This is a genomic window from Nitrospirota bacterium, assembly GCA_016207885.1.
Taxonomy (GTDB): domain Bacteria; phylum Nitrospirota; class Thermodesulfovibrionia; order UBA6902; family UBA6902; genus JACQZG01.
In genome coordinates this window covers 40,205-65,760 of sequence record JACQZE010000010.1, presented here as the reverse complement: position 1 = coordinate 65,760, position 25,556 = coordinate 40,205, and the positions used below count along the sequence as shown (strand labels likewise).

At 44.3% G+C, this 25,556-nt stretch carries 26 protein-coding genes and 1 tRNA gene; 2 read left to right on the top strand and 25 right to left on the bottom strand.

Annotation, left to right across the window (positions count from 1 at the left end; genetic code table 11):
• The first annotated feature begins 79 nt into the window (after positions 1-79).
• Positions 80-499: a hypothetical protein gene (locus tag HY807_07380; protein MBI4826228.1), complete on the top strand. Its 420-nt coding sequence runs from the start codon at positions 80-82 to the stop codon at positions 497-499.
• A 25-nt stretch (positions 500-524) separates the two neighbouring features.
• Here the strand turns inward: HY807_07380 and HY807_07375 are convergent, their stop codons facing one another.
• The 7 genes from HY807_07375 to HY807_07345 are packed head-to-tail and all read right to left on the bottom strand — an operon-like array spanning position 525 to position 9,278.
• Positions 525-1,892: a sigma-54-dependent Fis family transcriptional regulator gene (locus HY807_07375; protein MBI4826227.1), complete on the bottom strand. Its 1,368-nt coding sequence runs from the start codon at positions 1,890-1,892 to the stop codon at positions 525-527.
• Entirely contained in the window at positions 1,893-3,323 is a 1,431-nt protein-coding gene (locus tag HY807_07370; GenBank protein MBI4826226.1) for a HAMP domain-containing protein, read from the bottom strand.
• A 58-nt stretch (positions 3,324-3,381) separates the two neighbouring features.
• On the bottom strand, positions 3,382-6,183 hold the full coding sequence (locus HY807_07365; GenBank protein MBI4826225.1) for a transglycosylase domain-containing protein: 2,802 nt from the start codon (positions 6,181-6,183) through the stop codon (positions 3,382-3,384).
• Positions 6,184-6,209: 26 nt separating this feature from the next.
• Positions 6,210-6,884 carry a hypothetical protein gene (locus tag HY807_07360; GenBank protein MBI4826224.1) on the bottom strand — a complete coding sequence of 225 codons (675 nt, stop codon included), beginning with the start codon at positions 6,882-6,884 and terminating at the stop codon, positions 6,210-6,212.
• A 1-nt stretch (position 6,885) separates the two neighbouring features.
• The gene (locus HY807_07355) at positions 6,886-7,536 is read right to left on the bottom strand and encodes a L,D-transpeptidase (GenBank protein MBI4826223.1); all 651 of its coding nucleotides are present in this window, start codon (positions 7,534-7,536) and stop codon (positions 6,886-6,888) included.
• Positions 7,536-8,633, bottom strand: a complete 1,098-nt coding sequence (locus tag HY807_07350; GenBank protein MBI4826222.1) for a L,D-transpeptidase — start codon at positions 8,631-8,633, stop codon at positions 7,536-7,538. Before HY807_07350 ends, HY807_07355 begins: the two co-directional genes overlap by 1 nt.
• 48 nt (positions 8,634-8,681) lie before the next feature.
• Positions 8,682-9,278, bottom strand: coding sequence for a hypothetical protein (locus HY807_07345; protein MBI4826221.1), 597 nt, complete (start codon positions 9,276-9,278; stop codon positions 8,682-8,684).
• A 543-nt stretch (positions 9,279-9,821) separates the two neighbouring features.
• Here HY807_07345 and HY807_07340 point away from each other — a divergent pair.
• Positions 9,822-10,811 carry a D-alanyl-D-alanine carboxypeptidase gene (locus HY807_07340; protein MBI4826220.1) on the top strand — a complete coding sequence of 330 codons (990 nt, stop codon included), beginning with the start codon at positions 9,822-9,824 and terminating at the stop codon, positions 10,809-10,811.
• A 32-nt stretch (positions 10,812-10,843) separates the two neighbouring features.
• On the opposite strand, the gene HY807_07335 is transcribed toward HY807_07340, so the two are convergent.
• From HY807_07335 to HY807_07250, 18 genes are all read right to left on the bottom strand, one after another.
• Positions 10,844-12,439: an AAA family ATPase gene (locus tag HY807_07335; protein ID MBI4826219.1), complete on the bottom strand. Its 1,596-nt coding sequence runs from the start codon at positions 12,437-12,439 to the stop codon at positions 10,844-10,846.
• Positions 12,440-12,473: 34 nt separating this feature from the next.
• Positions 12,474-13,340, bottom strand: coding sequence for an RluA family pseudouridine synthase (locus HY807_07330; protein MBI4826218.1), 867 nt, complete (start codon positions 13,338-13,340; stop codon positions 12,474-12,476).
• Between the two features lie 80 nt (positions 13,341-13,420).
• Complete coding sequence (locus HY807_07325; protein MBI4826217.1) at positions 13,421-13,879, bottom strand: CBS domain-containing protein; 459 nt, start codon at positions 13,877-13,879, stop codon at positions 13,421-13,423.
• 233 nt (positions 13,880-14,112) lie between these two features.
• Positions 14,113-14,901, bottom strand: coding sequence for a prepilin peptidase (locus tag HY807_07320; protein MBI4826216.1), 789 nt, complete (start codon positions 14,899-14,901; stop codon positions 14,113-14,115).
• Positions 14,901-15,215, bottom strand: coding sequence for a hypothetical protein (locus tag HY807_07315; protein ID MBI4826215.1), 315 nt, complete (start codon positions 15,213-15,215; stop codon positions 14,901-14,903). Before HY807_07315 ends, HY807_07320 begins: the two co-directional genes overlap by 1 nt.
• Positions 15,216-15,291: 76 nt before the next feature.
• Positions 15,292-17,418: an ATP-dependent DNA helicase RecG gene (gene recG / locus HY807_07310; protein ID MBI4826214.1), complete on the bottom strand. Its 2,127-nt coding sequence runs from the start codon at positions 17,416-17,418 to the stop codon at positions 15,292-15,294.
• Complete coding sequence (gene nusA / locus HY807_07305) at positions 17,405-18,535, bottom strand: transcription termination/antitermination protein NusA (GenBank protein ID MBI4826213.1); 1,131 nt, start codon at positions 18,533-18,535, stop codon at positions 17,405-17,407. Before nusA ends, recG begins: the two co-directional genes overlap by 14 nt.
• Before the next feature lie 2 nt (positions 18,536-18,537).
• The gene (locus HY807_07300) at positions 18,538-19,002 is read right to left on the bottom strand and encodes a ribosome maturation factor RimP (GenBank protein MBI4826212.1); all 465 of its coding nucleotides are present in this window, start codon (positions 19,000-19,002) and stop codon (positions 18,538-18,540) included.
• Positions 19,003-19,242: 240 nt separating this feature from the next.
• A tRNA-Pro gene (locus HY807_07295) sits at positions 19,243-19,319 on the bottom strand.
• A 94-nt stretch (positions 19,320-19,413) separates the two neighbouring features.
• Positions 19,414-19,731 (bottom strand): MerR family transcriptional regulator, encoded by a 318-nt coding sequence (locus tag HY807_07290; GenBank protein ID MBI4826211.1) that lies wholly within the window; start codon positions 19,729-19,731, stop codon positions 19,414-19,416.
• Between the two features lie 29 nt (positions 19,732-19,760).
• Positions 19,761-20,039, bottom strand: a complete 279-nt coding sequence (locus HY807_07285; GenBank protein ID MBI4826210.1) for an integration host factor subunit alpha — start codon at positions 20,037-20,039, stop codon at positions 19,761-19,763.
• Between the two features lie 80 nt (positions 20,040-20,119).
• Complete coding sequence (locus HY807_07280) at positions 20,120-21,145, bottom strand: deoxyguanosinetriphosphate triphosphohydrolase (protein MBI4826209.1); 1,026 nt, start codon at positions 21,143-21,145, stop codon at positions 20,120-20,122.
• 6 nt (positions 21,146-21,151) lie between these two features.
• Positions 21,152-21,430, bottom strand: coding sequence for a hypothetical protein (locus HY807_07275; GenBank protein ID MBI4826208.1), 279 nt, complete (start codon positions 21,428-21,430; stop codon positions 21,152-21,154).
• Between the two features lie 33 nt (positions 21,431-21,463).
• Positions 21,464-22,765: a DNA recombination protein RmuC gene (gene rmuC, locus HY807_07270; GenBank protein MBI4826207.1), complete on the bottom strand. Its 1,302-nt coding sequence runs from the start codon at positions 22,763-22,765 to the stop codon at positions 21,464-21,466.
• Positions 22,765-23,229 (bottom strand): phosphohistidine phosphatase SixA, encoded by a 465-nt coding sequence (gene sixA, locus HY807_07265; protein ID MBI4826206.1) that lies wholly within the window; start codon positions 23,227-23,229, stop codon positions 22,765-22,767. The genes rmuC and sixA overlap by 1 nt, the downstream gene beginning before the upstream one ends.
• Before the next feature lie 150 nt (positions 23,230-23,379).
• Complete coding sequence (locus tag HY807_07260) at positions 23,380-24,054, bottom strand: ABC transporter ATP-binding protein (GenBank protein MBI4826205.1); 675 nt, start codon at positions 24,052-24,054, stop codon at positions 23,380-23,382.
• Between the two features lie 24 nt (positions 24,055-24,078).
• Positions 24,079-24,255: a hypothetical protein gene (locus HY807_07255; GenBank protein MBI4826204.1), complete on the bottom strand. Its 177-nt coding sequence runs from the start codon at positions 24,253-24,255 to the stop codon at positions 24,079-24,081.
• 20 nt (positions 24,256-24,275) lie between these two features.
• Positions 24,276-25,544 (bottom strand): lipoprotein-releasing ABC transporter permease subunit, encoded by a 1,269-nt coding sequence (locus tag HY807_07250; protein ID MBI4826203.1) that lies wholly within the window; start codon positions 25,542-25,544, stop codon positions 24,276-24,278.
• Between the last annotated feature and the right edge of the window lie 12 nt (positions 25,545-25,556).

Sequence of the window (25,556 nt, the reverse complement as noted above, 5' to 3'; positions counted from 1 at the left end):
GCTCTTTTGCCTGATTTGTTTTTTTTAAGATTTTATTCTAATTTATTAATAATCACATTAAAAAAAGGAGCCTTCTGAAATGGCAACCATACCGGACCGCAAAGAGATACTTATAGAAGACATAATGAAGACGATGGAGAATAGGGATACTGAAGAACTTAAGAATATATACAAAGAAAACGATGTCAATAAATATTCGGATGAGGCTTTTGAAGCTATAGGCCGGCTCCTTAGCCAGAGAGGCGAACAGATCCCTGCCAGAGACATGAATAAGGAAAGGGATACGCGCCCTCCCAGGCCGAAGACCTTTCTCTCTATAGGATGGAGAGGCTTGCTTATTTCCCTGACAGCATGGATCCCGCCCCTCGCCTACTTCTCTTATAGGTCAGGGATTGAACCGGTTCTCTATGCGGAACCAATGTATCAGGGAATAGGTTTATTGGTCTTTCTAATTATGGCGATGATTGCGGAAAAGCTGGCTTACTGGGTGAAGGATTGACCCTGATATAAAGATAAGAATCAAATCAGGAGGGAGCGCTTTCGATGTTATGCTTTTCCAACCTGTACAAAAATGTCTTATAGCTCATCCCTAATAACTTTGCAGCCTTTGACGCCACCCCGCCTGACCTGTCCATGGCCTTGCTGATAAGCTCTTTTTCCATCTTTTCAAAATTTATCCCCTCAGGCGGAAGATCAAAAGCAGCGGAACTTTCTTTATTATCAACAAACTCAAGTTCGCCTTTTATGTCTCTCAGATTGATAGACCCTGTATCATTCATAAGCACAGCCCTTTCAATAACCGATTCTATCTGCCTTATATTGCCCGGCCATTGATAACGCGAAAAAGCATTGAGAACGGCAGGCTCCACAGATTTTATTCTCTTGCCGAATTCCTTGTTGTATTTCTTCAGGAAAAAATCTACAAGTTCAGGAATATCTTCGATCCTCTCCCTTAGAGGCGGAAGATAAATCGTTACAACCTTGAGCCTGTAATACATATCTTCCCTGAAATGGCCGGCCGCGATCTCCTTTTCCATATCCTTGTTTGTCGCGGTTATTATCCTCACATCGATCTTTATGGTCACTTTACTGCCTATCCTGCGTATCTCCTTATCCTGAAAGACCCTCAACAGTTTTGACTGTGTCACAAGCGGCAGGTCACCGATCTCATCAAGAAAGAGAGTGCCTCCGTTTGCAAGTTCAAAAAGGCCCTCTTTCCTCGTGTTGGCCCCGGTGAACGCGCCTGGTTCGTAACCGAAGAGTTCACTCTCAAAAAGGTTCTCAGGTATGGAAGCGCAGTTCAGTGCGATGAACGGCTTTGTCTTTCGGAGGCTGTTGTAATGGATCGCCCTTGCCGCAAGCTCTTTGCCCGTACCGCTTTCACCCCTTATAAATACCGTTGCGGATGAAGGCGCGACTTTTTTTACTATCTCCATCGCCTTTTGCATCTTCTCTGACTTTCCGACAATGCCTTCGATCTTGAATTTGCTGAAAAGCTCCTTATGGAGGAGCATATTCTCTTTCAGCAGAGATGCCCTCTCAACCGCTCTTCTGACGGTCAGCAGCAGGCTGTTCTTGTCTATCGGTTTTGTAAGATAATCAAAGGCACCTTTCCTGACAGCCTCAACAGCAGATGATATGGTGCCATGCGCGGTAATAATAATTACAGAAGGCTTAAAAGGCTCCTGGGGAACAGCCTCCATGAACTCGATCCCATCCATGCCTTTCATCCTTAGGTCAGTGAGTATGACCTCAGGCTGGAACTTTTTAATGACTCCGAGCGCCTCTTCGCCGGAAGCAGCGGTATGCGCCTCATACCCTTCTGATTCCAATATCGTCTTAAGGATATCCCTCTGAAGCGGCTCATCGTCAACAACAAGTATGACCGGCATCTAATGCTCCTTCTCTACAGGCAGAATGAATGTTAAGGTACTGCCCTTGCCTTCCGTACTTTCAAACACAACCTTGCCGCCATGCTCTTCAATAATCCTTTTTGTAAACGCAAGCCCAAGTCCCAGGCCTTTGCTCTTTGTAGTCAAAAAGGGTTCAAAGACCTTATCCATCATATCCTTGTTAACGCCGATTCCTGTGTCTTTCACAGCAAGAGAGAAATTTGAACCTGCCATCCCTGCCATAATCGTAAGAACGCCCCCGTCAGGCATCGCCTCAAGTGAATTGATAATGATATTGTAAATACATGTTTTGATAAATTCAGGGTCAATATTAAGCTCCGGTATCTTCCGGTACTCTTTATGTATCTGTATATTCTCCATTTGAGCCTTTACCGATACAAGCTCAACGACCTCATCAATTACTGTTTCCATTTTAGTCTTTCGGCGGTTCAGTTCAAAGGGCCTGCCGTATTCAAGAAAGCTTTCGGCAAACCTGCTTACACGCTGTATCTCGCCTTTCATATTCGTAATAAGAGAATCAAACTTTTCCGCCTGAACAGGATCTGAAGGTTTTGCAGTCTCCCTCATATGGTCAATAGAAAGGTTAATGAAGTTCAAAGGATTCTTGATCTCGTGCGCTATATTCTGGGCGAACTGGCCTATGCCAGCAAGATGCTCCGCCTTTCTAAGTTTTTCTGTCATCTCCCTCTGATCCCGCAATTTCCCGACCATGTAGTTAAAGCTCCTTGCCAGTTCCCCTATTTCATCCTTTCTGCCTGTATGAAGCTCCTGATCAAGGTCGCCGAGCGCAACCCTCTGCGCCGCTGTAACAACTTCCTCTATCGGCTTTGTGTATCGCTTTGCAAAAAAAACAGCCAGAATAGCTCCTATCCCGAATATGATAGAGGCGGCTACTATCCTTCTGATCATACTGGTCTGGAGAAATACAGAGAAGTCCTCAGTATTCAATGTCAGATTGATATAACCCATTTGTTTGTCGCCTGAAACAACCGGGATCATTACATTGTACCCCTGATCCTCTCCTGTGACAGGTTCCCCCAGCTCAGCCTTGAATATCAATTCTTTTTTACTCTTCGATATCCACTTGCCCACATCCTTCGGGTTTGTGCTGGAGATGATCTTGTCTGACGTGCTGATAACAGATATCTCCTTTACACCTTTTGCATTCAGCTTGCCAAGAAAGCCCTGCAGGCGTTTTTCATCTGTTATGCCGCTGCTCGTGGCCTCCTCCATGCCGATCTGTATCGCCTTTGAAAGCTCGGCCGTCTGTCTTTCAAACTCATTGAATATCGCTTTCTCTGACTGGGAATACAGAAATATAAGTATTGATATCAGGCTCAGGCTGAGAAAAAGCATCATTGCCACGAGTTTTTTGTGAAGAGACGATTTAAATAATCTGTCTTGTATCATAGGATCTCAGCTTTCATAATCATAATTATATAACTTTTGAAATATCAGCGTCCTGGAATTATTTATCAGTCAGGATCATCGGCTTCAATCCTGGCGCCAGAAGGCGCAGAATATTCACAGGCAAAGAACTGGTAAAGGAATAATCCGCAGCTTCCTCACCAGGCATGAATGCCGTGATAACACCATAATGGCGGCCACCTATATAAAAAACAAAGGTGGCTGTCCTGTTTACCACTCTTGAACTGATAAGGGTTCCGCCCTTTCCAAATGTTTCAAACCGGTTGTCACCTGAACCGGTCTTGCCCCCAACTGCCAAAGGGCTGCCGTCAGTCCCTTTAAATGCGCCTGAAACAGCGCGTGCCGTGCCGCCTTCAACAACTCCTGCCAGAGCTTTCTTCAGGATCCCTGCTACTTCCGTTGACATGACCCTTTCACCCGCAACCGGCTTCAGGAAAAGTTCGGTCTCATACGGGGTGTCCTTTGCAAAGTTAAGCGATGTCACCTTGAGCGCCGGCATACGCAGCCCGTCATTTACTATAATCCCCATAAGCTCTGCAAGCGCGCTTGGCCGGTCTGCCGAACTGCCTATAGAAGTGGCATATGATGGAACCAGAGAGTCAAACGGGTACCCGAGTTTTTGCCATCCCTTGTGTATCTCCCCAAATGCCATTTCTTCGATCAGTATCCTGATCCTGATATCCTGGGCATGTTTGTTGCGCGGTGAAAAAAGCCATGCGCTGGATTGTTCTCTTTCAACTGCACTGGCCTGCACTAACTCCTGCCATTGCGCCTGAGGGTGTGCCTCCAAATAACCTATCGTCCAAAGTTCAAGCGGATGTCTGTGTAGTTTTTTAATAGCCCGGTTAAGCGGTACATCTTTATACTTTTCCACGAATCCGGAAAGCAAATCACGCGACTCTTTGTCAGCAGCAATGGTGAGAAGCTCCTTTCGCTTTGCATCTTTCTGGTCTTTCATTACAACTGCGGTATCAATGTCCAGTCGCGCCGTATGATAAGAAACAATATCACGCATCAGGCGTACAAAGACGAGATTGACGGAATTTCTCAGCCCTTCATAAACCGTCATTACCCTGCTGTTATCGTCTTTGTTGAAATTCTCAAACCTGTGCTGCCCTCCTCCGGTAAAAAATACCTCAGACGGATTACCGGAATATCTTCTCTCCATAGCTGCCTCAAGAACCTGCGACAGGGACAGTCCCGGTCTCGCTGAAAGCTCTTCAGCTATCCATCTGGAGATAGGGTCTTTATGAAGAGAGGGGGCATTTCTCAGCGCCTCAGGGGTCTGGCCGGACATCTTTTCGTATGCCTCGGATATTATCTGGAGATAATGCGCAAGTGTCCTTAACTTTGCCGTTGAACCAAGATCCAGTTTTACGCCTTCATTTATATCCAGAGGCTTGTCCAGATTGTCAGCCTGCACCCTTAGTGCGTTGCCGGAAGGTGTTTTCTCATATAGAAGAACACTATAGATCATGTTTTTCAGGTCGCCGTGCTTCAGCATACGCTCCTGAGACAGCCCCGCAGACATTACAAATTCCTTGTCAGAGAGCTGTCCAAGCATATTCGCGACTTTTTTCTGAATATCCGCATCCAGCGTACTGTTAACAGTCAGGTCCAGACGGCCCAGATCATAAAAGCCGGGTAAGTTCAGCACCTTGAGAAGATGATATCTGACAGCGTTCGGAGCTTTGCTTTCGGCAAAAGGCGCCTTCGTCACATTCATCCTGCCTGTCCTGAATTCAAGGGGGAGGGACTTCAGCGCATCATGAAATTCAGGGGTGATCTCGCCTTCCTTCAGCATCAGGCCTGTAAAGTGATCTATCCTCTGCAATAGTGCCTGTCTGTTTTTTACAAGATAATCGGTCGGTGCCTTCACCGCAAGAAAAAGTGCCATGACTTTTTTGAATGTCTCGGCGCGCAATTTCAGATCAGAAGAGGGGCTTTCCTTTAAACGCAGGATATCAGACGCCTCCCTGATATCTGTGCCAAACCACGCCAATAAGCCCTCACCAAGCCCGTTGACCTCACCGTATCCGGCTGCTGATGCCAGCGGCATCGTATTAATATAATCAGTCACGATCTCCCTCCTGGAGACCGTAGTATCGCGTCCTGACCTGTAAGCCTTGATGCTTGCGGAAGTTATCTGGAGTATCTTTTCTTTCGCCCCGGCAGTACGTCCTCCCTGAGAATGCTGATACTTCTCAAGCTGCGTGGCCAGGGTGCTTCCGCCTTCAACCGCTATAGGCAGGCCGATCTTGTTCCCGACATACTGGATTCCGGCCTTTGCCATGCGGTTCCACTCAAAGACAGGATTCTGTGTATCCCCTGCCGGCTTTAACAGCTCGCGGTTTTCAATAAAGAGCAGTATCTTGATAATGTCCTCGGGTATATCCTCAAAGCTGGCATATATCCTTTCGCTCGGGATGCTTTCATAGAGAGGCATGCCCAGCCTGTCAAGTATGCTCAACCCGGCCACATTCTTTTCTTTATATGGAGGAGTTATGCCGTCCCTGACAGCCTTTTCAAGGGCCGGGCTGAAGCGGGCCTGACGGATTATTTCATAATTGTTTTTCTCCAGATTGATGACAAATGCAGGGATACTTACATAACCGCGTCTTTCGTCAAAAGGGCCTTTCTCAGGAAAAACAATACTCGGGCTGGGGCCGGAACCGAGTGTGAATTGCAATTTTCTGGCATAGTTTGAATAAACCCATGATTGAATAAAAGAGGTACGCCATTCGTAGATTATCAGGGCAATAATACCTAACGCGAAGTAAAGCGAAAGACGACGAAACCGCCTGGAGTTCTTGAGATGGTTGCGCAGCCTAATTGATGACATTTTGATAAGGATCAGCCCGGATCAAATTAATGGTTCTGCGGATTGTATATTAAAACCTCTGTGCCTTCATATAGCGACCAGTACAAGGCTTGGGCATCCTTCTCATCCAAAACCAGATTCAATACTCTATACGGCCTCTTTTTCAAAGTATGCCACACCGTGAGCATCGGCTGTGATATATACCAGTTTAATGTATTGACGATGGAATAAAGACCGGGAATCTTCCCTTTCTTATCAGGCCTCACTGAGACGGTCAGGTCTTCACCAAGTTTAAGGATGAAGCTTGCAGGCATGTCATCCACTTCCAGCGCTTTGAGGTCACTTGCGGGAGCGGGAGTGGATATGGCCGGTACAGGAACCTTTTCATCTTTTTTTATGTTTTCCGGTATGACCTCATCTCTGCGAGGTTCAGAACGCGCGGCCTTACCGGTCATGACATATAATTTTACAGTGTCAGCCGCTCCCCAAAATCTTTTTTCCTTGATCTCCAGGTCTTTTAATACGATCCCGCGCGCTTTAAAGTATATCCTGTTCTTTTCCAGATCGAGGATGAAATAGATATTGGTCTTCTGCGCAACCTGCAGCTCTGACTGAAGCAGGCGTTCCTCCGCCCGGCCTGGCAGTGTTTCTGAAAAAGCTTCCGCGCTTATAAAGAGGATAAAAAAGATATGGATTAGAAAAACTGCTCGCCAAAAACGCATTCTAAAAAATTATCACCTTCGACCCTATCGGTGTATTCTTGTAAACAAACTCAAGGTCCTCGTCCCCTACCCTGACGCATCCGTGAGTCACACTTCTCCCGAGCAGTCTTGTATATAAAGTGCCGTGGATCAAATAACCGTTACCAATGGAAAGGGCATAATCCCCCAGCATCCCGGTTTCAACCCTGTCCCTGTTATCAGCAGGTATCTCTTCACCTTCCTCAACAAAGGCCCAGTCAGGTTTCACCCATGCCGGGTTCGTGATCTTCGACTTTACAGTACGTTCACCCCTTGGCGTGTCAAATACCCATTCTCTCTTGCCGGAAGGGTCTTTTAATATGCTGCCGCTGCCGGTTGATATCACAGCCTCACGCAATATTTCCTCCCCCTTTTTCATATAAAGCCTGTTTCTCGCGGTATCGATTATTATATAGATTCCTTTGGGAGAAAGAGAGGCGATCTTTTTTCTGAGAGCTGCAGGGCTGCCCTTGAATGAAGCAGCCGGAGTCCCTTTGGAATTCTTCTCCGCGCCAGTACCAACAACAGCGCTGCCGCTTCTGCCGGCAAGGTAATAACCAATACCCTCCAGGGAAAAGAAGACTGCAACAAGCAGTACTATTAATATCTGTACCGCTCTTTTAATGATCATCATTAAAGTCCCTTCATAGCTGATGAAATACTGTTTTCAAACTCGACAGATCCTACTATAGCTATCGGGGTACCAACATCAACTATTTTGAAAAGCTCATCCATATGGGCATTCTCCATGGCTATACACCCATAGGTCATTCCGTTCTTTCCGCCGCCGTGTATTTCAATAAGGCCGCCTATATGGGCTGTTTTAGGAATAATTCCTTTTCTCTTGAGAACAGAGAACTGCTTCAGGTCATCGTCATTCGGATAGTTGATATGCAGGGCTTTATAATAACGGCTATTGGATGTTTTCTTGGAAATGCTGTACTTCCCTTCGGGTGTAGCTCTGTCGCCTGCATACATCTTATCCTTTGAACCGTTGATCCCGATGCCGACTTCATATGTCCTGTATGGGATGCCTCTGTTATAAATAATCAGCTTCTTATCGATCTTGCTCACTACGATCGAATAAATATCCCTGTCTTTTGATTTTTGAATGGTTTCATTGACCCATGAACGCCATTTCTTTATCTGGGCTTCGTCAGAATAACGGCTGAGTATAGGCGACATCACTTTTAATGCCAACTCCGTAAACTTGGAAACTTCTTCAAGCTTGTCTTCCGCAGCAAATAAATCTCCCTTCTTGGCCATCAATCGTGATTCGCTCAGCAGAACTTCAGCTGTTGTCAGAGATTTACATGAAATACGCCCCTCATTAATAAATGAGGACAGCCTTCTCATGGTTCTTATCCTGTCATTCAGAAATGCAGTCTTATCCGTTACAACTTTTGATATCTTGTCTTTTTCTTCCTGTATCTTTTGCTGCACCTTTTCGCCGGTTAAAATAATATTCCGGAATTTTTCCTGTACGGATTCATAATCCCGGAATAATGCAAACTTCGAATTTTCAGTTACAAGAAGTTCCCTGCCGTTTTTCAGAGCTGAAATATAGCTCCTGTAATCCTCAGGCGCATATAATTCTGCACCAGCCTTCCAGAGGGTATGTTCCTGAGCCTTGGCCCTGGTAACCTCTGGAAGAACTGGTGCATCTTTACAGCCTGAGAGACTAATTAACGATAAGAAAATCAATAAACTTCTTATCAAAAACCTATTCAAAACCAGAACTCTCCATTAATCATGATTCTATATTCTACTTCTTACTTTCTACTTTTTTCCTTTTTTCGCAAGTGCCTGATTAACCGCGTCAATAACGCCTGCTGCGCTGGTCTTGATAACATTGGCTTTATCTGCTGCAACGAAGTATTCTTCTGTATCGATCAATGTCTGAACTTCAGCAAGAGAAGCCTCAAGCCCGGTTACATCAGCCTTCATCATTTCGATATCTGCCATTGAACCCTTGCCTCTTGGTGCCTTTGCTAACAGAGCCTTTGCCTCTTCAATAGATGCCTTTGCGCCATCTGCGGCAGCCTGTGCAGCATCTTTAGCCTGCTGTTTGAGGCCGGGGATCTTTGCCTTAAGTGCTTCTGCACCGCCATTTACTTTAGCAAGCATCTCTTTTGTCTTGTCATAATTCTTGAATATCTTGCCTTCCTGTACCTTCATCTCATCTAATGCAGCCTGAAGCTCATCATTAAGGCCCTTTGCTTCGTCTTTAGCGTACTTGTTGGCTCCCTCTTCCATTGCAGCGGTCAATGCAGCCTGAGCGCTGTTGAGCTCCATTTCCGGCTTCTTGGCACATCCGACAAATACCATTGCTACTATTAAAACCATGACAATCTGCTTCATCATCTTCTTATACATTTTTCTTTTCCCCTTTTTAAAATACGTTAGTTTGATTTTTTTGTGCTGCCTGAATTCTTTCAAAAGCTTAACAACATAATCTTTATCAGATTAACTGCTTACTTCTAATTTTACTACAGTTCCACCTTGTTTTACTTGCTCATTCTCACCTCCCCTTATTTAATTTGACAATCATATCTAATTTTACAGTTTACCACTGTAAAGCAAAATTTATGCCATATTAAAGAATTATAAAAATCAATGGGTTAACTCAAGCAGATCTGAAACCATATGGAGAGCATTCCCTATTTGAGGATTTATTACAGAAAAAAAGGCATATGAAAACCTGATGAATTCCTCATTGATTTTGCCTGATCTGTTTTTATTAACTTTGATATATTTTCTATTGCGGAGCGCTGGTTAAAGATTATTTTTTTATTAACCGACATGGGCCTTCTGCAAATCACATTGATGCTTGGGTGGTGAAAATATTATTCATGTTAAAAAAAATCTTGTCTAATTACTCCATAATTCATATAATAATAAAAGTTAAAGACAATGCCTATGAAAAAACATTCATTATTATTATTTATCTCTGCATTTCTTATTGTTGCGTTTCTATGCACAATACCGATACCTTCAACATACGCCGCCAAGAAAAATACCACAACCATCAAGAAAAAACAGACGACCAGGAAAGCCAAAACAAAAGCACTCAAGTCTGGTTTACAAAAAATATCAAAAAATCCATATTTAGGCGCTATCGCAATTGATGCCGCTACAAGCAAAGTGCTTTTTGAGGACAATCCGGATGTTAAGGGCTACCCTGCGAGTATGGTCAAGATGATGAACCTTCTTGTTATTTTAGAGGCTATAGAAGCAAAACATATAACTCTTCAGGACAAAGTCACTATATCAGCAGAAGTAGCAAAGGTCGGAGGATCACAGGTATATTTGAAAGAACGCGAAGTGCATACTGTGGACGACCTGATCTATGCCCTCATGATTCCGTCAGCAAATGATGCGGCGCTTGCGCTTGCGCTTCATTACACAGGGAACAAGGACAAATTTATCGCTATCATGAACAAGCGGGCGCAGGAACTCGGCATGACCGATACCACCTTTACCACTGTGAACGGCCTCCCTCCTGACAAAGGCAAGCCGGATGTTTCTACCCCGCGGGATATAACAAAGTTATGCCTGGAACTGCTTAACCATCCGGAAGCCTTGAGATATACTTCAACAAAAGAGCGCCTTTTCCGCACAGACAGTCCAAAACCGCTTGTTATGCGAAACCACAATCATCTTGTCGGAAGTTTTGAGGGCTGTGACGGCTTCAAAACAGGATACTTCAGGGCTGCCGGATTCTCCATTGCTGCAACAGTATCTAAAAATGGGGAACGGGTCATTGCGGTAATTTTTGGATCTGCTGACAGAAATGTGCGTGATGCGAGCGCAAGGAAGATCCTCTCAAAAAGCTTTATGGAGTTAACAGCAGGCCTGCCGTCTTCTGCCTCTGATACGCAGGAAATTACAGCATCTATAATAGAATAAGCCCGGCACTAAATCAGTTGCAATTCTGTATATCAGTCAACCATCTCCATATCAAGTATCCTTTCCATGTGAAATACCCGCTCCCCCTTTGCAATGGTGCAGAATGCCTTAAGGCCGGGAAATTTCCTGCCTTTATATTCCATCTCTCCGGCATATACAGGGATGATAGTTCTCTTTGATTTTTCATCTTTTGTCTTCAGGTATATTATCTCAAGTTTTTTCTTCCACAGTATCGCATTCTCAATGATGGCAAACCTCTCTTCGATCGAGAGATGCTTTTCTGCCTCTTTATACTGATACCGTGTAACAAAATCCACGATCCTTCTGTCGAGCAGGATATTTTTTTTATTGATTAATCTTTTCAGTACAAGCCCGTTAAATGTAGTGCACCGGCTCAATGCGACATAAAGCTGTCCGTGAGAAAATGTGCCGCTTCCGACGTCTATTATCACTTTATCAAAAGTCATGCCCTGACATTTGTGGATGGTCACCGCCCATGCGAGCCTGAGAGGATATTGAGTAAAGGAACCGATGTTCTCAGACAATATCCTGGAGGTCTTTTTATCATATGAGAATTCGTACATCTCCCATTTGTAGGGTGTAACATCCACAACCTCGCCGTCAGAGAGTTCCACCCACATGACATCAGCAGCATCCCCGACTTCCTCAACCTGTACTATCCTGCCGATACTTCCGTTTATCCAGCGGCCGAGTGAGTCATTGTTGAGGAGCATTACCTGTGAACCTTCTTTAATCGTAAGATCCAAGGCTGTGGGAAGGGTTCTGCCTTCAAAATCCCCGTTTACAATGCCCTTATAATTAAGTTCTTTGCCTTTCAATGCCGCAAGCTTGATCATGTTGATCTTTTCCGCAAGGGCATTTGTCGTTGTGAGGTAAATATAAAAATCACCGGGAGGTTCGGCAAAACCAGGATCATATCTCTTGTTTATTTCTGCAATATCATCATCAGTGACAGTATCATTTCTGATACTGTTGAGGATATCCAGAAACTTCTGATCTTTCTGGCGGTAGACCTTTTCAAGCTCAATGAAGTTCATTTCAAAAGGCGCACTCTTAGCAGACATCTTTGAGAAAAGGTCATCATCAAAGACCCTGGCGCTGAAGAAATAAGGGCTCTTGTAGTAATCCGTAAAAAGAGCCCTTTCTCTTGACGTCACAACAGGCGGCAGCTGATAAAGGTCCCCGATAAATATCATCTGTATCCCGCCGAACGGAAGTGACTTTTTCCTGCCGTGTTTTCTAAGGAATATATCAACACAGTCCAGCAGGTCAGCCCTCACCATTGATATTTCATCAATAACAATAACATCCAGCTTCTTGTATATCTCTTTATCCCTCGGCTTTATCCTGCCGGCCGTGTCAGGGGTAACATCTATCCTGAAATTGAAGAATGAATGGATCGTCTGCCCCTTGACGTTTACTGCCGCAACGCCGGTCGGCGCAAGTACTGCGATATTCTTTTTCGTGGATTCCCTGAAATACTGAAGCAAGGTAGACTTGCCCGTGCCCGCCCTTCCTGTGATAAAGACATTCATGTCAGAATCTTCAATGATACGGAGGGCATGAAGGAACTGGCCATTAAGTTCAATGTTTTGCTTTGTTGTCATTTGGCGGGGGCAGGCCTCATACCTGATATGATTTTCAGTTGAACTTACCGAACACAGCCGGAAGTTTACTCTCAAAACGTAATAGGATCCCGGTAGCCGGGTGTTTAAATGAAAGGAGGCAGGCATGCAGCCCGAGACGGCTGAAAGGATTTGTCTTTGCCCCGTATTTTTTATCGCCGGCCACAGGATGGCCGATATCAGAAAGATGAACGCGTATCTGGTTCTTACGTCCTGTTTCAAGCAGTATTTCAAGAAGAGAATACTCGGATCCTTTCTTTAGTACCCGGTACTTTGTTATAGCAAGTTTTCCATCATCCGAATGCCGGGTACTATATACCTTAAGCGATTTGGTCTCGCTCAGCCTGCTTCTGATCTCAGACTCTTCTTTCACGGGCTTGCCTTCAACTATAGCGTAATACCGTTTATCAACCTGATCCCAGTTCCCCTGGAGTATCCTTTTGGTCTTCTCATTCTTTGCAAAGACGATAAGGCCTGATGTATCCCGGTCCAGACGGTGAACAATAAATAACCTTTCATTTGTTCCCGGAGCCCTCATCTTAAAGAATTCGTTCAGCTGATAATACGCAGTCTTAATCTTTTCTGCCTCAGAGGCTATTGTCAGCAGGCCGGCGGGCTTTTCTATGACTATGAGATCATCGTCCTCATAAATGACCTTGATACCCATTGGAGGAACCATTTTTATCTCTTTCTTTTCTTTTCTCTCTTTACTTATCGAAACTGTATCTCCCTCAAGCAAAAGACGGCTGAGCACCTTGGCCGCCTTTCCATTCACTTCAATGGCCCTGTGTTTAAGCAGCTGCTTCACCTTGGTTCTCGTGAATCCGGCATCAGCCAGAAAATCAACCAGACTGCTCTTTGTTTTAACTTTATAATCAGCCATAAGACAGATAGTATAACAGCAGAGAGGAAAAACCTGAGAGTTAGTTGAATTGCCTGACTGCAACGCAACCGTAATGCAGATCAAACATCATGATCGAATGATACGGAATCGCAGCAAGAGAAGTAGCTCTCCAGATCCTGTATCTTTATCTCCTGTTCAACAAGCAGCGCGTTGGCAATATCGCCGAAGGTTATGACACCTATCAGCCTCTTATTTTCAAAGACGGGCATATGGCGGATATGAGCGGTTGTCATGACACCCATACACTCTTCAACAGACTTATCAGGAGTGATGCAGTATATGTCCTTTGTCATTATTTTTTTGACAGAAACTTTTTTGGAAGACAGCTCTTTTAAGATTATTTTTCTGGCCAAATCTCTCTCAGAGACTATACCGACAACATTATCTCCATCAATGACTACCAATACCCCTATATTTTTCTCCGCCATTAGTTCCATTGTCTTATAAGCGGAATCGTCAGGACAGACTGACCAGATAGCTGAACTTTTTGACTGCAATACATCTTTGATAGTTAACATAGCGTTTTTCACTCCATATTATTACTTTCTCAGCCACAACAAAGATCTGTGGGGTGAATGCTTAGATAAGTAAGGATAATTATTTTTTTATTATACATATTCAAAACCAATAATGCGTTTATCCTATGAGATCATTAGGATTTTAAATAGATCTGACAAGGATACGGGCTTTGAAGGGTTAAAATGGCAAGAACCGGACATTTCTATTGCAGGAAAGCGGGAAATATAGCCTACTAAAAAACTCCGTACCAGGCCAATATCTCCTGCCCCCAGAAGAGGCTGGCAACAGCTCCGAGCGCGAGGTATGGGCCAAACGGTATCTGCGCTCCCCACTCCCTGCCTTTCCATACGATCAGGGCTATCCCTATAACTGCGCCGAAGAGGCTCCCTAAAAAAGTAGTAAGGATCACCCCCTTCCACCCGAGGAAACCTCCTATCATGCCCATAAGCTTTATATCTCCGCCGCCCATCGCATCCTTTCTGAATGCAAGCTTTCCTAAAACGGCTATCATATAGAATCCGGCCCCGCCTGCAAGAAATCCGATGAAAGAAGTTTTAAACCCCAAAAGTTCTGTTCTTAAAAAAGGGTCCGGAAGCAAGGTCGCCCCGAAAAGAAGCCCGAGAGGAATACCTGAAAGGCTTATCACATCCGGGATGATCTGGTAGTCAATATCAATGAATGTAATAACAACAAGAGCTGAAAGAAGGGCGCAATAAACTATCAGCGCCGGAACTGAACCGGTTCCGAATCTGCTTACAAGAATAATGTATAACACAGCATTGAGAAACTCAACAAGCGGATACCTTGAAGAAATGCCTGCCTTACACGCCCTGCATTTCCCGCCGAGGAATATATAACCTAAAACAGGGATATTGTCATAGAACTTCACAGGATTGCCGCATGAAGGACAGAGTGAGCCAGGCCTTACTATAGATAACCCCATAGGAATGCGGTAGATACAAACATTAAGAAAAGAACCTACCAGGAGGCCGTATATGAAAAAAATAATATACATTATCATTATGTGATCTTTTTAAACTCCTCTTCCTTCCCGCTGTAATCATCGATCTCTTTCCTCAGCGCCTTTATCTCATCAATCGTCTGGAGGATAATGAAATCCTTAAAAACATCCTTTTCCTCCTTCTCCTTGATCTCCAGCACCCTCTTGCCGACATCTCTGTAAAGTTCATCAATCCTGTTCTCAAGTTTGCTGCTTTCATAGCGCAGTTTAAATATGGATGTTTCAGCTCTTGTACGCTCTGCAAGGAAATTAGCCAGCCACCTGAGATTCGCTACTCCGTCATTAAAACTCTTTCTTATCTTTTCTATCATCATATATCCTCCAAAAGAGTTGAATGTCAAGAGTCAGAAGTGAAGATTTAACGAACCAGCAATTATAAACTTTTCACCTTCAGCTTTTAACCAGTTCTAATCTTCCCGCCCATCTCTTGTCCAAAGTTTCCTTAAGTAAAGGGTGCAGGTTCAGCCCGGGGTCGGCATCTGCAAGATCAAACGCCTCTCTCCGCGCTATCTCGAGAATTCCAATGTCCCTTATTATATCAGCAATCTGCAATTCCGGGATGCCCGACTGCTTTGTGCCGAAAAATTCTCCAGGGCCTCTTATTGCAAGGTCCTCCTCAGCTATCCTGAAGCCGTCACCGGTTGCCTCCATCACCTTAAGGCGTCTCTTTGCATCATCACTGCATGGAGGGTAAGCCAGCAGCAGGCAGTATGACTCATAGCCACCCCTGCCGATCCTTCCCCTTAGTTGATGCAATTGCGCAAGCCCGAACCTTTCCGCATGGACGATAAGCATGAGGGAGGCATTCGGCACATCTATACCTACTTCAATAACAGTGGTTGAAACAAGTATGTCTATCTCTCCGGATTTGAAGCTCTCCATTACAGACTCTCTCTCATTGCGGTCAATCTTGCCATGAACAAGGCCTATCCTTTTATCAGGAAATTTCTTTTTGAGCGCCTCTGCGCCATCTATGGCTGATTTGAGGTCTGACTTCTCAGATCCCTCGATCAAAGGATAAACTATATATGCCTGCCTGCCCTTTGATATCTCTGTCTCAATACGGGAGTAAACATCATCTCTCTGGGAAGGGAACAATATCTTTGTCATAATTGGCTTTCTGCCTGAAGGAAGTTCATCAATTATAGAGATATCAAGGTCACCGTAAAGCGTCAATGCAAGTGTTCTGGGTATCGGGGTTGCGGTCATGATGAGTATATCAGGGTTATTCCCTTTACGCCTCAAATCCGCCCTCTGAACAACACCGAACCTGTGCTGTTCATCTATAACGGCAAGGCCAAGCGCCTTGAACTCCACAGCTTCCTGAATAAGTGAATGAGTTCCGATCACTACCTGTGCAGCCCCGCTTGAGATATCCTCACAAGGCCCGCCTTTGCTGCTTGATGTCAGAAGCGCGATATTCAGGCCAAGCCCCTCTGCCATCTTTTTAATGTTTATGTAATGCTGTTCTGCAAGAAGCTCGGTCGGCGACATCAGGCATGCCTGATAACCGTTGTCAACCGCGATAAGCATGGCAACAAGAGCAACAACAGTCTTTCCGCAGCCCACATCACCATGAAGAAGACGGTTCATTGGAACATCCTTCTCCATATCAAAACTTACCTGCTCTATCACTCTCTTCTGAGCGCCGGTAAGCTTAAATGAAAGCCCATTTATAAAACGAGTGACGAGATCACTCCTGCCTTTAAAACTTATGCCCTTCTCTATCGTCATCTTTTTCTTGTTAAGGGCAAGGCCGAGTTCGAGCAGAAAAAATTCATCAAAGATAAGCCGCCTGTGCGCAGGGCTCATACCCCTGTTTAACTCACTTATATCAGATATCTCTTCAGGAAAGTGCGCCTCTTTAATGCTCCAGGGGAGGGGCTTTAATCCGTTCCGTTCCAGAATATCAGTGGGAAGATAATCCTGCACTATATCAAGATGTTGCTCGATAGTATGAAAGATCAAGATTCGAAGCTGTTTTGGTTTAAGTCCTTCTGTGGCGTTATGAAAAGGCACTATCCTGGAGGTATGAATGAATTTATCTTCTTTCCCGATCAGCTCAAAATCAGGATTCTCCATCAGGGCTGTAGCCGCATTATTGCCGCCCTTTACAACGCCGCTGACAACAATCTCATACCCTTCTTTCAGGTACTGTTTGAGATACGGCTGGTTAAACCATTTACAGATAAGAATACCGGAATCATCCCTGAGGGCGGCCTCAAATATCTTCATCCTTCTATTGCGGGTTGTGACGATCCCTGCAGATACTATTTGGCCTACGGTTGTCTCATGGCTCCCGTATTTGAGGCCAGATATTTTACTGAGGTTCCTTCTGTCTTCATACCGTCTTGGGAAGTGAAACAAAAGATCTTCAATGGTTTTCAGATGAAGCCTTTCAAAAAGCCTGGCACGTGCAGGGCCGACGCCCTTAAGGTACTGGACAGAGGTATCTTTTGTTATTTTCGGGAAAGATACGGAATCGCTTGCCTCGCCTGAACCCTTAGCTTTCTTCATCCTCAGAGGCTGGCTCCTCCTGGAACTCTCCTTCATTCTTCCGGGGTTCTTCAGATTCAGTGTTTCCCGACCTCATCTTGTTATATTCCGACTCGCCGATTATCTCGATCTCCCAACCGGTCAGCTGAGATGCCAGCCTGACGTTCTGTCCTTTTTTCCCTATAGCTATAGACAGCTGCTGATCGTTGACAACGACCATGGCGGATTTACCTTCTTCATCAAGGCCGATACTTTCCACATGAGCCGGGCTGAGCGCTTTGGGTATCAGCGTGCGAGGGTCATCGGTCCAGGGGATAATATCGATCCTCTCCCCCTTCAGCTCCCTGACGATTGACTGCACCCTTGTGCCTTTCATGCCTACGCAGGCGCCGACAGGGTCTATCATGGAGTTTTTCGAGATGACAGTCAGTTTTGTCCTGTCTCCGGCCTCACGCACGATATCCCTTATCTCAACAAGGCCGTCGTAAATCTCCGGTATCTCCATCTTGAAGAGTTCAGCAACAAATCTCGGATGTGTCCTGGAAAGAAGTATCAGCGGGGCCTTGTTAACAATTTTCACTTCCTCTATATAGGCGCGAATAGTTTCTCCCCTCTTGAGCGTCTCTGAAGGCAATGTTGACTTTTGAGGAAGAGTCGCTTCCGCTCTTCCAAGAGTCACATAATAGTTACCCTTTTCTCTGCGTATAACTACACCGCTGATGATCTGCCCGGCCTTGCTCTTGAACTCCTCAAATATAGCCTCTTTCTCAGCCTCTTTCACCCTCTGAAACAGGACCTGTTTTGCTGTCTGGGCCGCTATCCTTCCGAAATCAAAATTATCAAAAGATATAGGGGTATCAACCTCGTCATCGATCTCTTTGGAAGGATCTATCTTTTTGGCATCCTTAAGAGAAATCTCCTCATCAGGCGACAGAACCTTTTTAACTACCTTCTTTTTCGCATTAATAGAAATTCCGCCCTTTTCTGTATTTATCTTAATATCTATTTCAGGCTTCAATCCTATCTTCTTTCTTACTGCAGACAAGATAGCTGATTCGAGAGTCAGTATGATAGATTCTTTGGGAATCCCCCTCTCCTTGCTCATATGCTCGATTATCTGAATTAATTCACGATTCATTATTAGACCTCCACTTCAAGTCTTGCCTTCGAGATATTCTCAAAAGGTATCTTTATTTCCTTATCCTTGGGCAAAAGCAATACCACCCCAATATCATCACACTGTACAATCTTCCCGACAAAAAAAGTCTGCTTATCTATAGGGTTGTTTATCACAACCCTTGCAGTCTTGCCTATATGTTTTCTAATGTCTTTTGCTCCTTTTAAAGGCCTGTCAAGCCCGGGTGAAGAGACCTCAAGGACATACGAGCCCGGAATCGGATCCTCCACATCAAGAATCGCCTCCACCTCCCGGCTGACATTCTCACAATCGTCAATAGTAATGCCATTGTCCTTATCAATAAATACCCTCATCAGGTAGCTGCCATGCATCTTCCTGATCGAAAGACGGTCAAGTTCAATCCCGATTGAGTCAATAACAGGCTCAATCATATTTTTCACTTTATCTTCCAGTTCCTTTATATCCATTTCATATTCCAAAAAAACAAAAGAGTGGGAGAACCCACTCTATAAAATAATGAGGCATGAAGTATCCCCGCTAAAAAACTCTTCTTTCTAATGGGGGTGTAACGTAAATACTATAACATTTTACTCATGAAATAAAAAGGGGGGGATGGCCCACCCAAGGTTTAAATAATTAAACAAAGAAAAGCCATCTAACCGCTTGATATTAAAATAAATTTAATAATAAACAATGTTACTGTTTAATGGTCGGGGCGAGAGGATTTGAACCTCCGACCCCTAGTCCCCCAGACTAGTACGCTACCAGACTGCGCCACGCCCCGATAAAAAACTGAACTCCTGTCACCCCATACACATGGGGTCTGATAACCGTTACTGCACTGCAGCCTGGTATAGTGCTACAGAAACTTCCAGGTCTTACTTTAGAGTCTTAAGGATATCTTTAAGCTTCTTCTTAACGCTCTGAATTGTATCTAACGATACAGAACTTTTCACATCCGACTGCTTGGCAAACTTATTTTTTACTCCGGCTATTGTATATTTTTCTTTATATAAAAGGTTCTTTATCTTGAGCACCGTTTCAAGATCTTTCCTGGTATATACTCTTTGGCCGGCCTTATTCTTCCTGGGATTGAGAAAAGGGAACTCGGATTCCCAGTACCTCAATACATAAGACTCGATATCAGCGATGCTGCTCACCTCGCCGATCTTATAGAAGAGCTTGTCCGGAATCATCCCTCCCTGGACTGAAGGCGCCATAAGATCTATACCTTTTCAACAAGGGATTTAAACTGAAGGCTGGGCTTAAAAGTTACAACTCTTCTCTGTTCAATCTGTATCTCTTCCCCGGTCTTCGGGTTTCTGCCTCTGCGGGCGCTTTTCTTTCTGACAAGAAATGTTCCAAAACCGGTTATCTTTATTGACTCACCTTCGGAAAGGATATTTTTCATGTTATCAAAAAGAAGTTCCACAATACCTGCAGCTTCTTTTTTGGAAAGGCCTACTGTTTCATATATTTTATCGGCTAAATCAGCTTTTGTCATATTGATCCTCCAGACTTTTTCTTAATTATAAGGGGACATACAGACATTGTCAAGACAATCGGGTTTAAGAAACCGTGATATCAAAAGACCATCCACGGCTGCGGCATAAAGTGCTTCTCATACATCATAAGGGCAAACCTGTCAGTCATACCGGCAATAAAATCACAAACCATTCTCTTTTTATTTCTGGTTATATCTTTTGGATATTCATTAAAAACCTCTTCTGTATGCTCCATGTAATATTCGTAAAGGTCAAGCAGTATCTTTCGTGCCTTTTTAAACTCCTTTTTTGCTATCTCGCCTTCATAAACATTTTCATACAGAAAATCTCTTAGAGCATAAGTGATATCGTTAATGCCCGGGCTCATCTGGATAAATTCAAGATCTGAATCAAGCGATGAGTATATCAGATCCTTCACCATGGTATTGATCCTTTTAGCCTGCGTGTCGCCTATCTTAAGAAAACCTGAAGGAATGCTGGAACGTTTCAGGACACCGGCTCTCACAGCATCATCAAGGTCATGGTTAACATATGCGATTATATCCGACACCCTGACTATCTGGCCTTCAAGCGTGCTCTTACTGCCGGGTGAGAATATATCACCCTTGCCCTTTGAGTGCTTAACTATGCCGTCCCTGACTTCATAAGTGAGGTTAAGTCCCTGCCCGTTGCGTTCAAGGACATCAACAACCCTGAGGCTCTGTTTGTAATGCTTGAACCCACCCGGATATATATCACGCAATACATCCTCTCCAGCATGCCCGAAAGGAGTATGCCCGAGATCGTGCCCAAGCGCGATAGCTTCGGTCAGGTCTTCATTGAGCCTGAGAGCTCTGGCAATTGTCCGGGCTATCTGGGAAACTTCGAGTGTGTGGGTAAGGCGCGTCCTGTAGTGATCGCCTCTCGGAGCCAGAAAGACCTGCGTCTTGTGCTTCAGCCTCCTAAAAGACTTGGAGTGAATGATCCTGTCCCTGTCCCTCTGAAAGCATGTCCTGATCTCGCCTTCTCTCTCTTTCTTCTTCCTCCCCCTGCTCTTTGAACTCAGCATGGCCTTTGGATGGAGAATCTGTTTCTCTATATCTTCTGTCTGCTGGCGGATAGACATATTAAATTAAAGCCCCATCTTCTTGAGCGCCTCATCACCAATGTCCTTTTGAGGTGTGACATCCTCAGGCAGATAGAGCATTACCCCGCCCTTAACAGGCCTGATGACGAGCTTCCCTTCCTTTGCAAGCTTATTGGTCTCATCAACAGGATTGGCCCCCTCAAAATACTTCTTGAAAGCGTTGTTGAAACCTGAGTACACAGTGTGTATGCCCTTGTAGCCCTCCTTCCTTAAACTTACAATAGCCTTTCTGATAAACTCTTCATGACTCAGTTTCTCCGACATGATGCCCTCCTTTGTTTAATTAAGGTTTGCGATTTATGTAATTACACCATCTTTTTCAGTTTCATCAACGTCACCTATCAATTCAACTGCCTCCTGTGAAGGAAGTTCCTGCACTTTCCTTAATTTTGTCTCAATAGTGCGAGATTTTCTTGCTGCATCTTCTATTGTATCGCTCGCTGTTTTTAACTGTTTATGTGTCTTCTCAAGAATAGCACCAAACTTGCCAAACTCTGCCTTAACCGCTCCCAAAATCTTCCATACTTCGCTTGAACGTTTCTCAATAACCAATGTTCTGAATCCCATTTGTAGGCTATTTAAAAATGCGGATAAGGTTGTTGGTCCCGCAATCATTATTTTAAAGTCTCTTTGCAAGATTTCAAGTAACGTAGGTCTTCTGACAACCTCGGAGTAAAGTCCCTCAATCGGAAGAAATAAAATCCCGAAATCGGTTGTTTGGGGAGGATTAATATATTTATCACGGATGTCTTTGGCGCATTTTTTAATGTCATCTTCAAGAAGCTTTACAAACCTGTCAATTACAGCAATCTCTCCATGTTCATATGCATTAATTAATGCATGATAATTCTCAAGAGGGAACTTTGAATCCAAAGGCAAATAAACGACTTCCCCTGAATCGTCTTTCCCCGGAAGCTTAATCGCAAACTCTACATTTTCCCTGCTTCCTTTTTTGGTGGCTACATTTTTTGAATATTGCTCCGGCGTAAGTATCTGCTCCAAAATATTGCCAAGCTGAATTTCGCCCAATATGCCTCTGGTTTTTACATTCGATAAAACCTTCTTCAAATCACCGACTCCAACAGCAAGTGTCTGCATTTCCCCTAATCCTTTGTGAACCTGTTCCAATCTTTCACTAACCTGCTTAAAAGATTCTCCTAAACGCTTCTCAAGTGTGGCATGGAGTTTTTCATCAACAGTCTCTCTCATTTGATCCAGTTTCTTCGTGTTATCATCCTGTATGAGTTTCAGTTTTGCTTCAATAGTTTCTCTCATTTTAGAAAGCTTATCTTCGTTAGAAGACGTCAAAGCAGTAAGCTGTTTTGAGAATATATCAAGTTGGTCTTTTTGTAAGTTTGCAATATTAGTCATACTATTCACTATTTCTTCCCGCAATTGTTTCGAATTGCTGGTGGTCTCTTCCCTGTTCTTTGCTATCTCATCCCTTAATGCCCTCTCCGTTCTCTCCTGGCTCTTCTCAAAAGATGATAACTGAGTTTCTATCTGCATCATTTTTTTATTAGGATTACGTGTAATTAAAATAATCAATAAAATAATTACAACCGCAATCAAAGCTGTTAATATTATTAGCATCGTCATCATTTAATTTCCTCCGGCCCTGTCTTCCACTTCAGCTCCCATCTGCAATCCTCCGCCCTTTCAAAACAGGCAACCCCGCCCGTCTCAAATTCCACAAATCCGTTATCCTGAGACCCGGAAAGCAGCAATGCGGAAAGGATACCCAAATAGGGCAGATGGCCTACAAGCATAGCGTCGTACTTCATCTCGCATATGCGTTCATACCATATCCCGGGGTCATCCATAGGGGCAAGCCCGTCTGTTTCAGTGATGGGATGATCAATCCCGACAGCATCGGACATTATCTGCGCAGTCTGCATAGCCCTTAATTTACCGCTGTGAAATATCCTCTCCACCCTCACATTTAACCCGGCAAGATGCCCTGCAACCCTCTTAACATCCACAATCCCGTTATCAGAAAGGCCCCTTGAGGGATCTTCATTTTTGCTTTTTGCATCTCCATGGCGCACAAGATAAAGGATCATAATTAATACCAGTTATTATAGATATATGGCTTATATATATGGATATATACTAAACATTGAATTATAAATAATCTTTTTTGTCAAGCTTTATTTTAATTACAGATAAACACAGATGGAAATATCGGGGCAGGGGGTACTCAGGAATAACGATCAAACAACAATACCGTCCCTCATATTAATAATCCTTCCGCATCTTGAAGCGAGGATCTCATTATGAGTGACGATAATGAATGTGATGCCTTTTTTGTTAAGTTCAATTAAGAGATTGAATAACTCCTCACCGGTCTGGGTGTCAAGATTGCCTGTCGGCTCATCGGCAAGCACAACCTTCGGGTCGAGCATGAGCGCTCTTGCAACGGCAACTCTCTGCTGCTCTCCACCAGAAAGCTCTCCAGGCTTATGTAGCAGCCTTTTGGAGAGGCCCAGGGATTTTAAAACTTCTTCTGCTTTCCCCCTTGCTGCTTCACGATTAAGCCCTGCGATGAGCGCAGGCATTATTACATTTTCAATAGTATTGAACTCAGGCAGGAGATGGTGAAACTGAAATACAAAACCAACGGTTTTATTCCTGAATCCGGCTAATGCATCATTTGAAAGTGAGAGCATGTCAGTCCCTTCGAAATGCAGGCTCCCTGAAGTAGGCCTGTCCAACGCGCCGAGTATATGAAGAAGTGTGCTCTTTCCTGCGCCTGAAGGGCCCATGATAGCGGCCATCTCGCCGCGTTTCACTTCAAAACTGACATCCTTTAAAACAGTCAGGTCTCCGCCGGGCGCGGAAAAAGTTTTAGATATATTTTTTATCTTTATCAGTGGTTCAACAGCCATTTTCATCTCTCTATCCAGGATCAATTATCTTCTATGCAGAAACTCATCAACACTGTCTCCGATGCTGATGACAGCCTTGCCTAAAACTACAATATTATCTCCCAGCCATCTGAAAGGATCCCCGCCCTTCCAAAAAGCGAGAACTGCGCATACTGCAAGCAGAAAAAAAATAAACAGGCCGACATTGATCAATATTCTCAATTGCTGCCTCCTTTAAATCTTTATTCATACCTGAGCGGTTCTACAGGGTGAAGCTTTGCAGCCTGCCAGGAAGGATAGATAGTCGCAAGAAAACTTATCAGTATCGCTGCCGCAGGCACGATAAGAAAATCAAACAGTTCCATCCTCACAGGAAGATAGCTGAGATAGTAGACATCAGCAGGCAGGCTGATGAACTTATAGGTCTTAAGCATCTGGCATACGATATAACCTCCGGCAACACCAAAGGCAGTGCCAAGAAGACCGATGATCAGGCCGTGGATCATGAAGATGAACATGATACCCGCGGACGTAGCGCCAACAGCCTTCAGGATAGCTATCTCTCTCGACTTTTCAATGACGATCATTATCAGATTGCTGACTATATTAAACGATGCGACGAGTATCACAAGTGTGAGTATTATGAACATCACTATCTTCTCAAGCTTCAGTGCTGAAAAAAGGTTCCTGTTCATACGTATCCAATCCCATGCATAATACTTTATTGAAGGGATCCTTTCATCCGCATTCCCTGTCCCCGGCCTGTTGAGAGAATCGCCGATCCTTTCCGCTATCCCTTCAGCTTTATAAATATCATTGACTCGCACCTCTATTCCCGTGACCGAACTTCCATAGCTGAGGAACTTCTGCGCATCTTTGATATTGATAAAAGCAAGTCCTGAATCATACTCGAACATCCCGACCCTGAAGGCTCCGCCGATGCGGAACTTCTTCATCCTGGGGATCATGCCGAGCGGCCCGACCTCGCTTACAGGCGATATCATCTCTATCTCATCGCCCACAAATGCTCCAAGCGTCCTGAGAAGCTCCATGCCTATTATTATCTCTGGAACATCCCTGCCTTCCTTAAGGCCTGCCAAACTCCCTTCTTTAAGGCTGTTCAGCACATCCGTTGTCTTCGCCTCAAGCGCCGGATCAATGCCCTTTAAGATAACACCGTTCACTCTGTCGCCTGACCTTAGCATGACCTGGCCGTAGATATACGGGGAAGATGACACGACATCAGCATCAGACCTTATGGTCTTCATCATGGAATCATGATCAGATATCCTGCCGTCATAACTCTGCACAACTATATGCGCATTGACGCCGAGTATCTTTTCCTGAAGATCCTTCTGAAATCCCTCCATGACGGAAAGGACGATTATCAGCGCCATTACGCCTAACGCAACTCCTCCGATGGATATTAAAGTGTTTAACGATATCCCCCGGCTCTTTTTCTTGCTTCTGAAGTAGCGGATCGCTATGAAGAACTGATAAGGAAGGTTCATAAAATATAGATT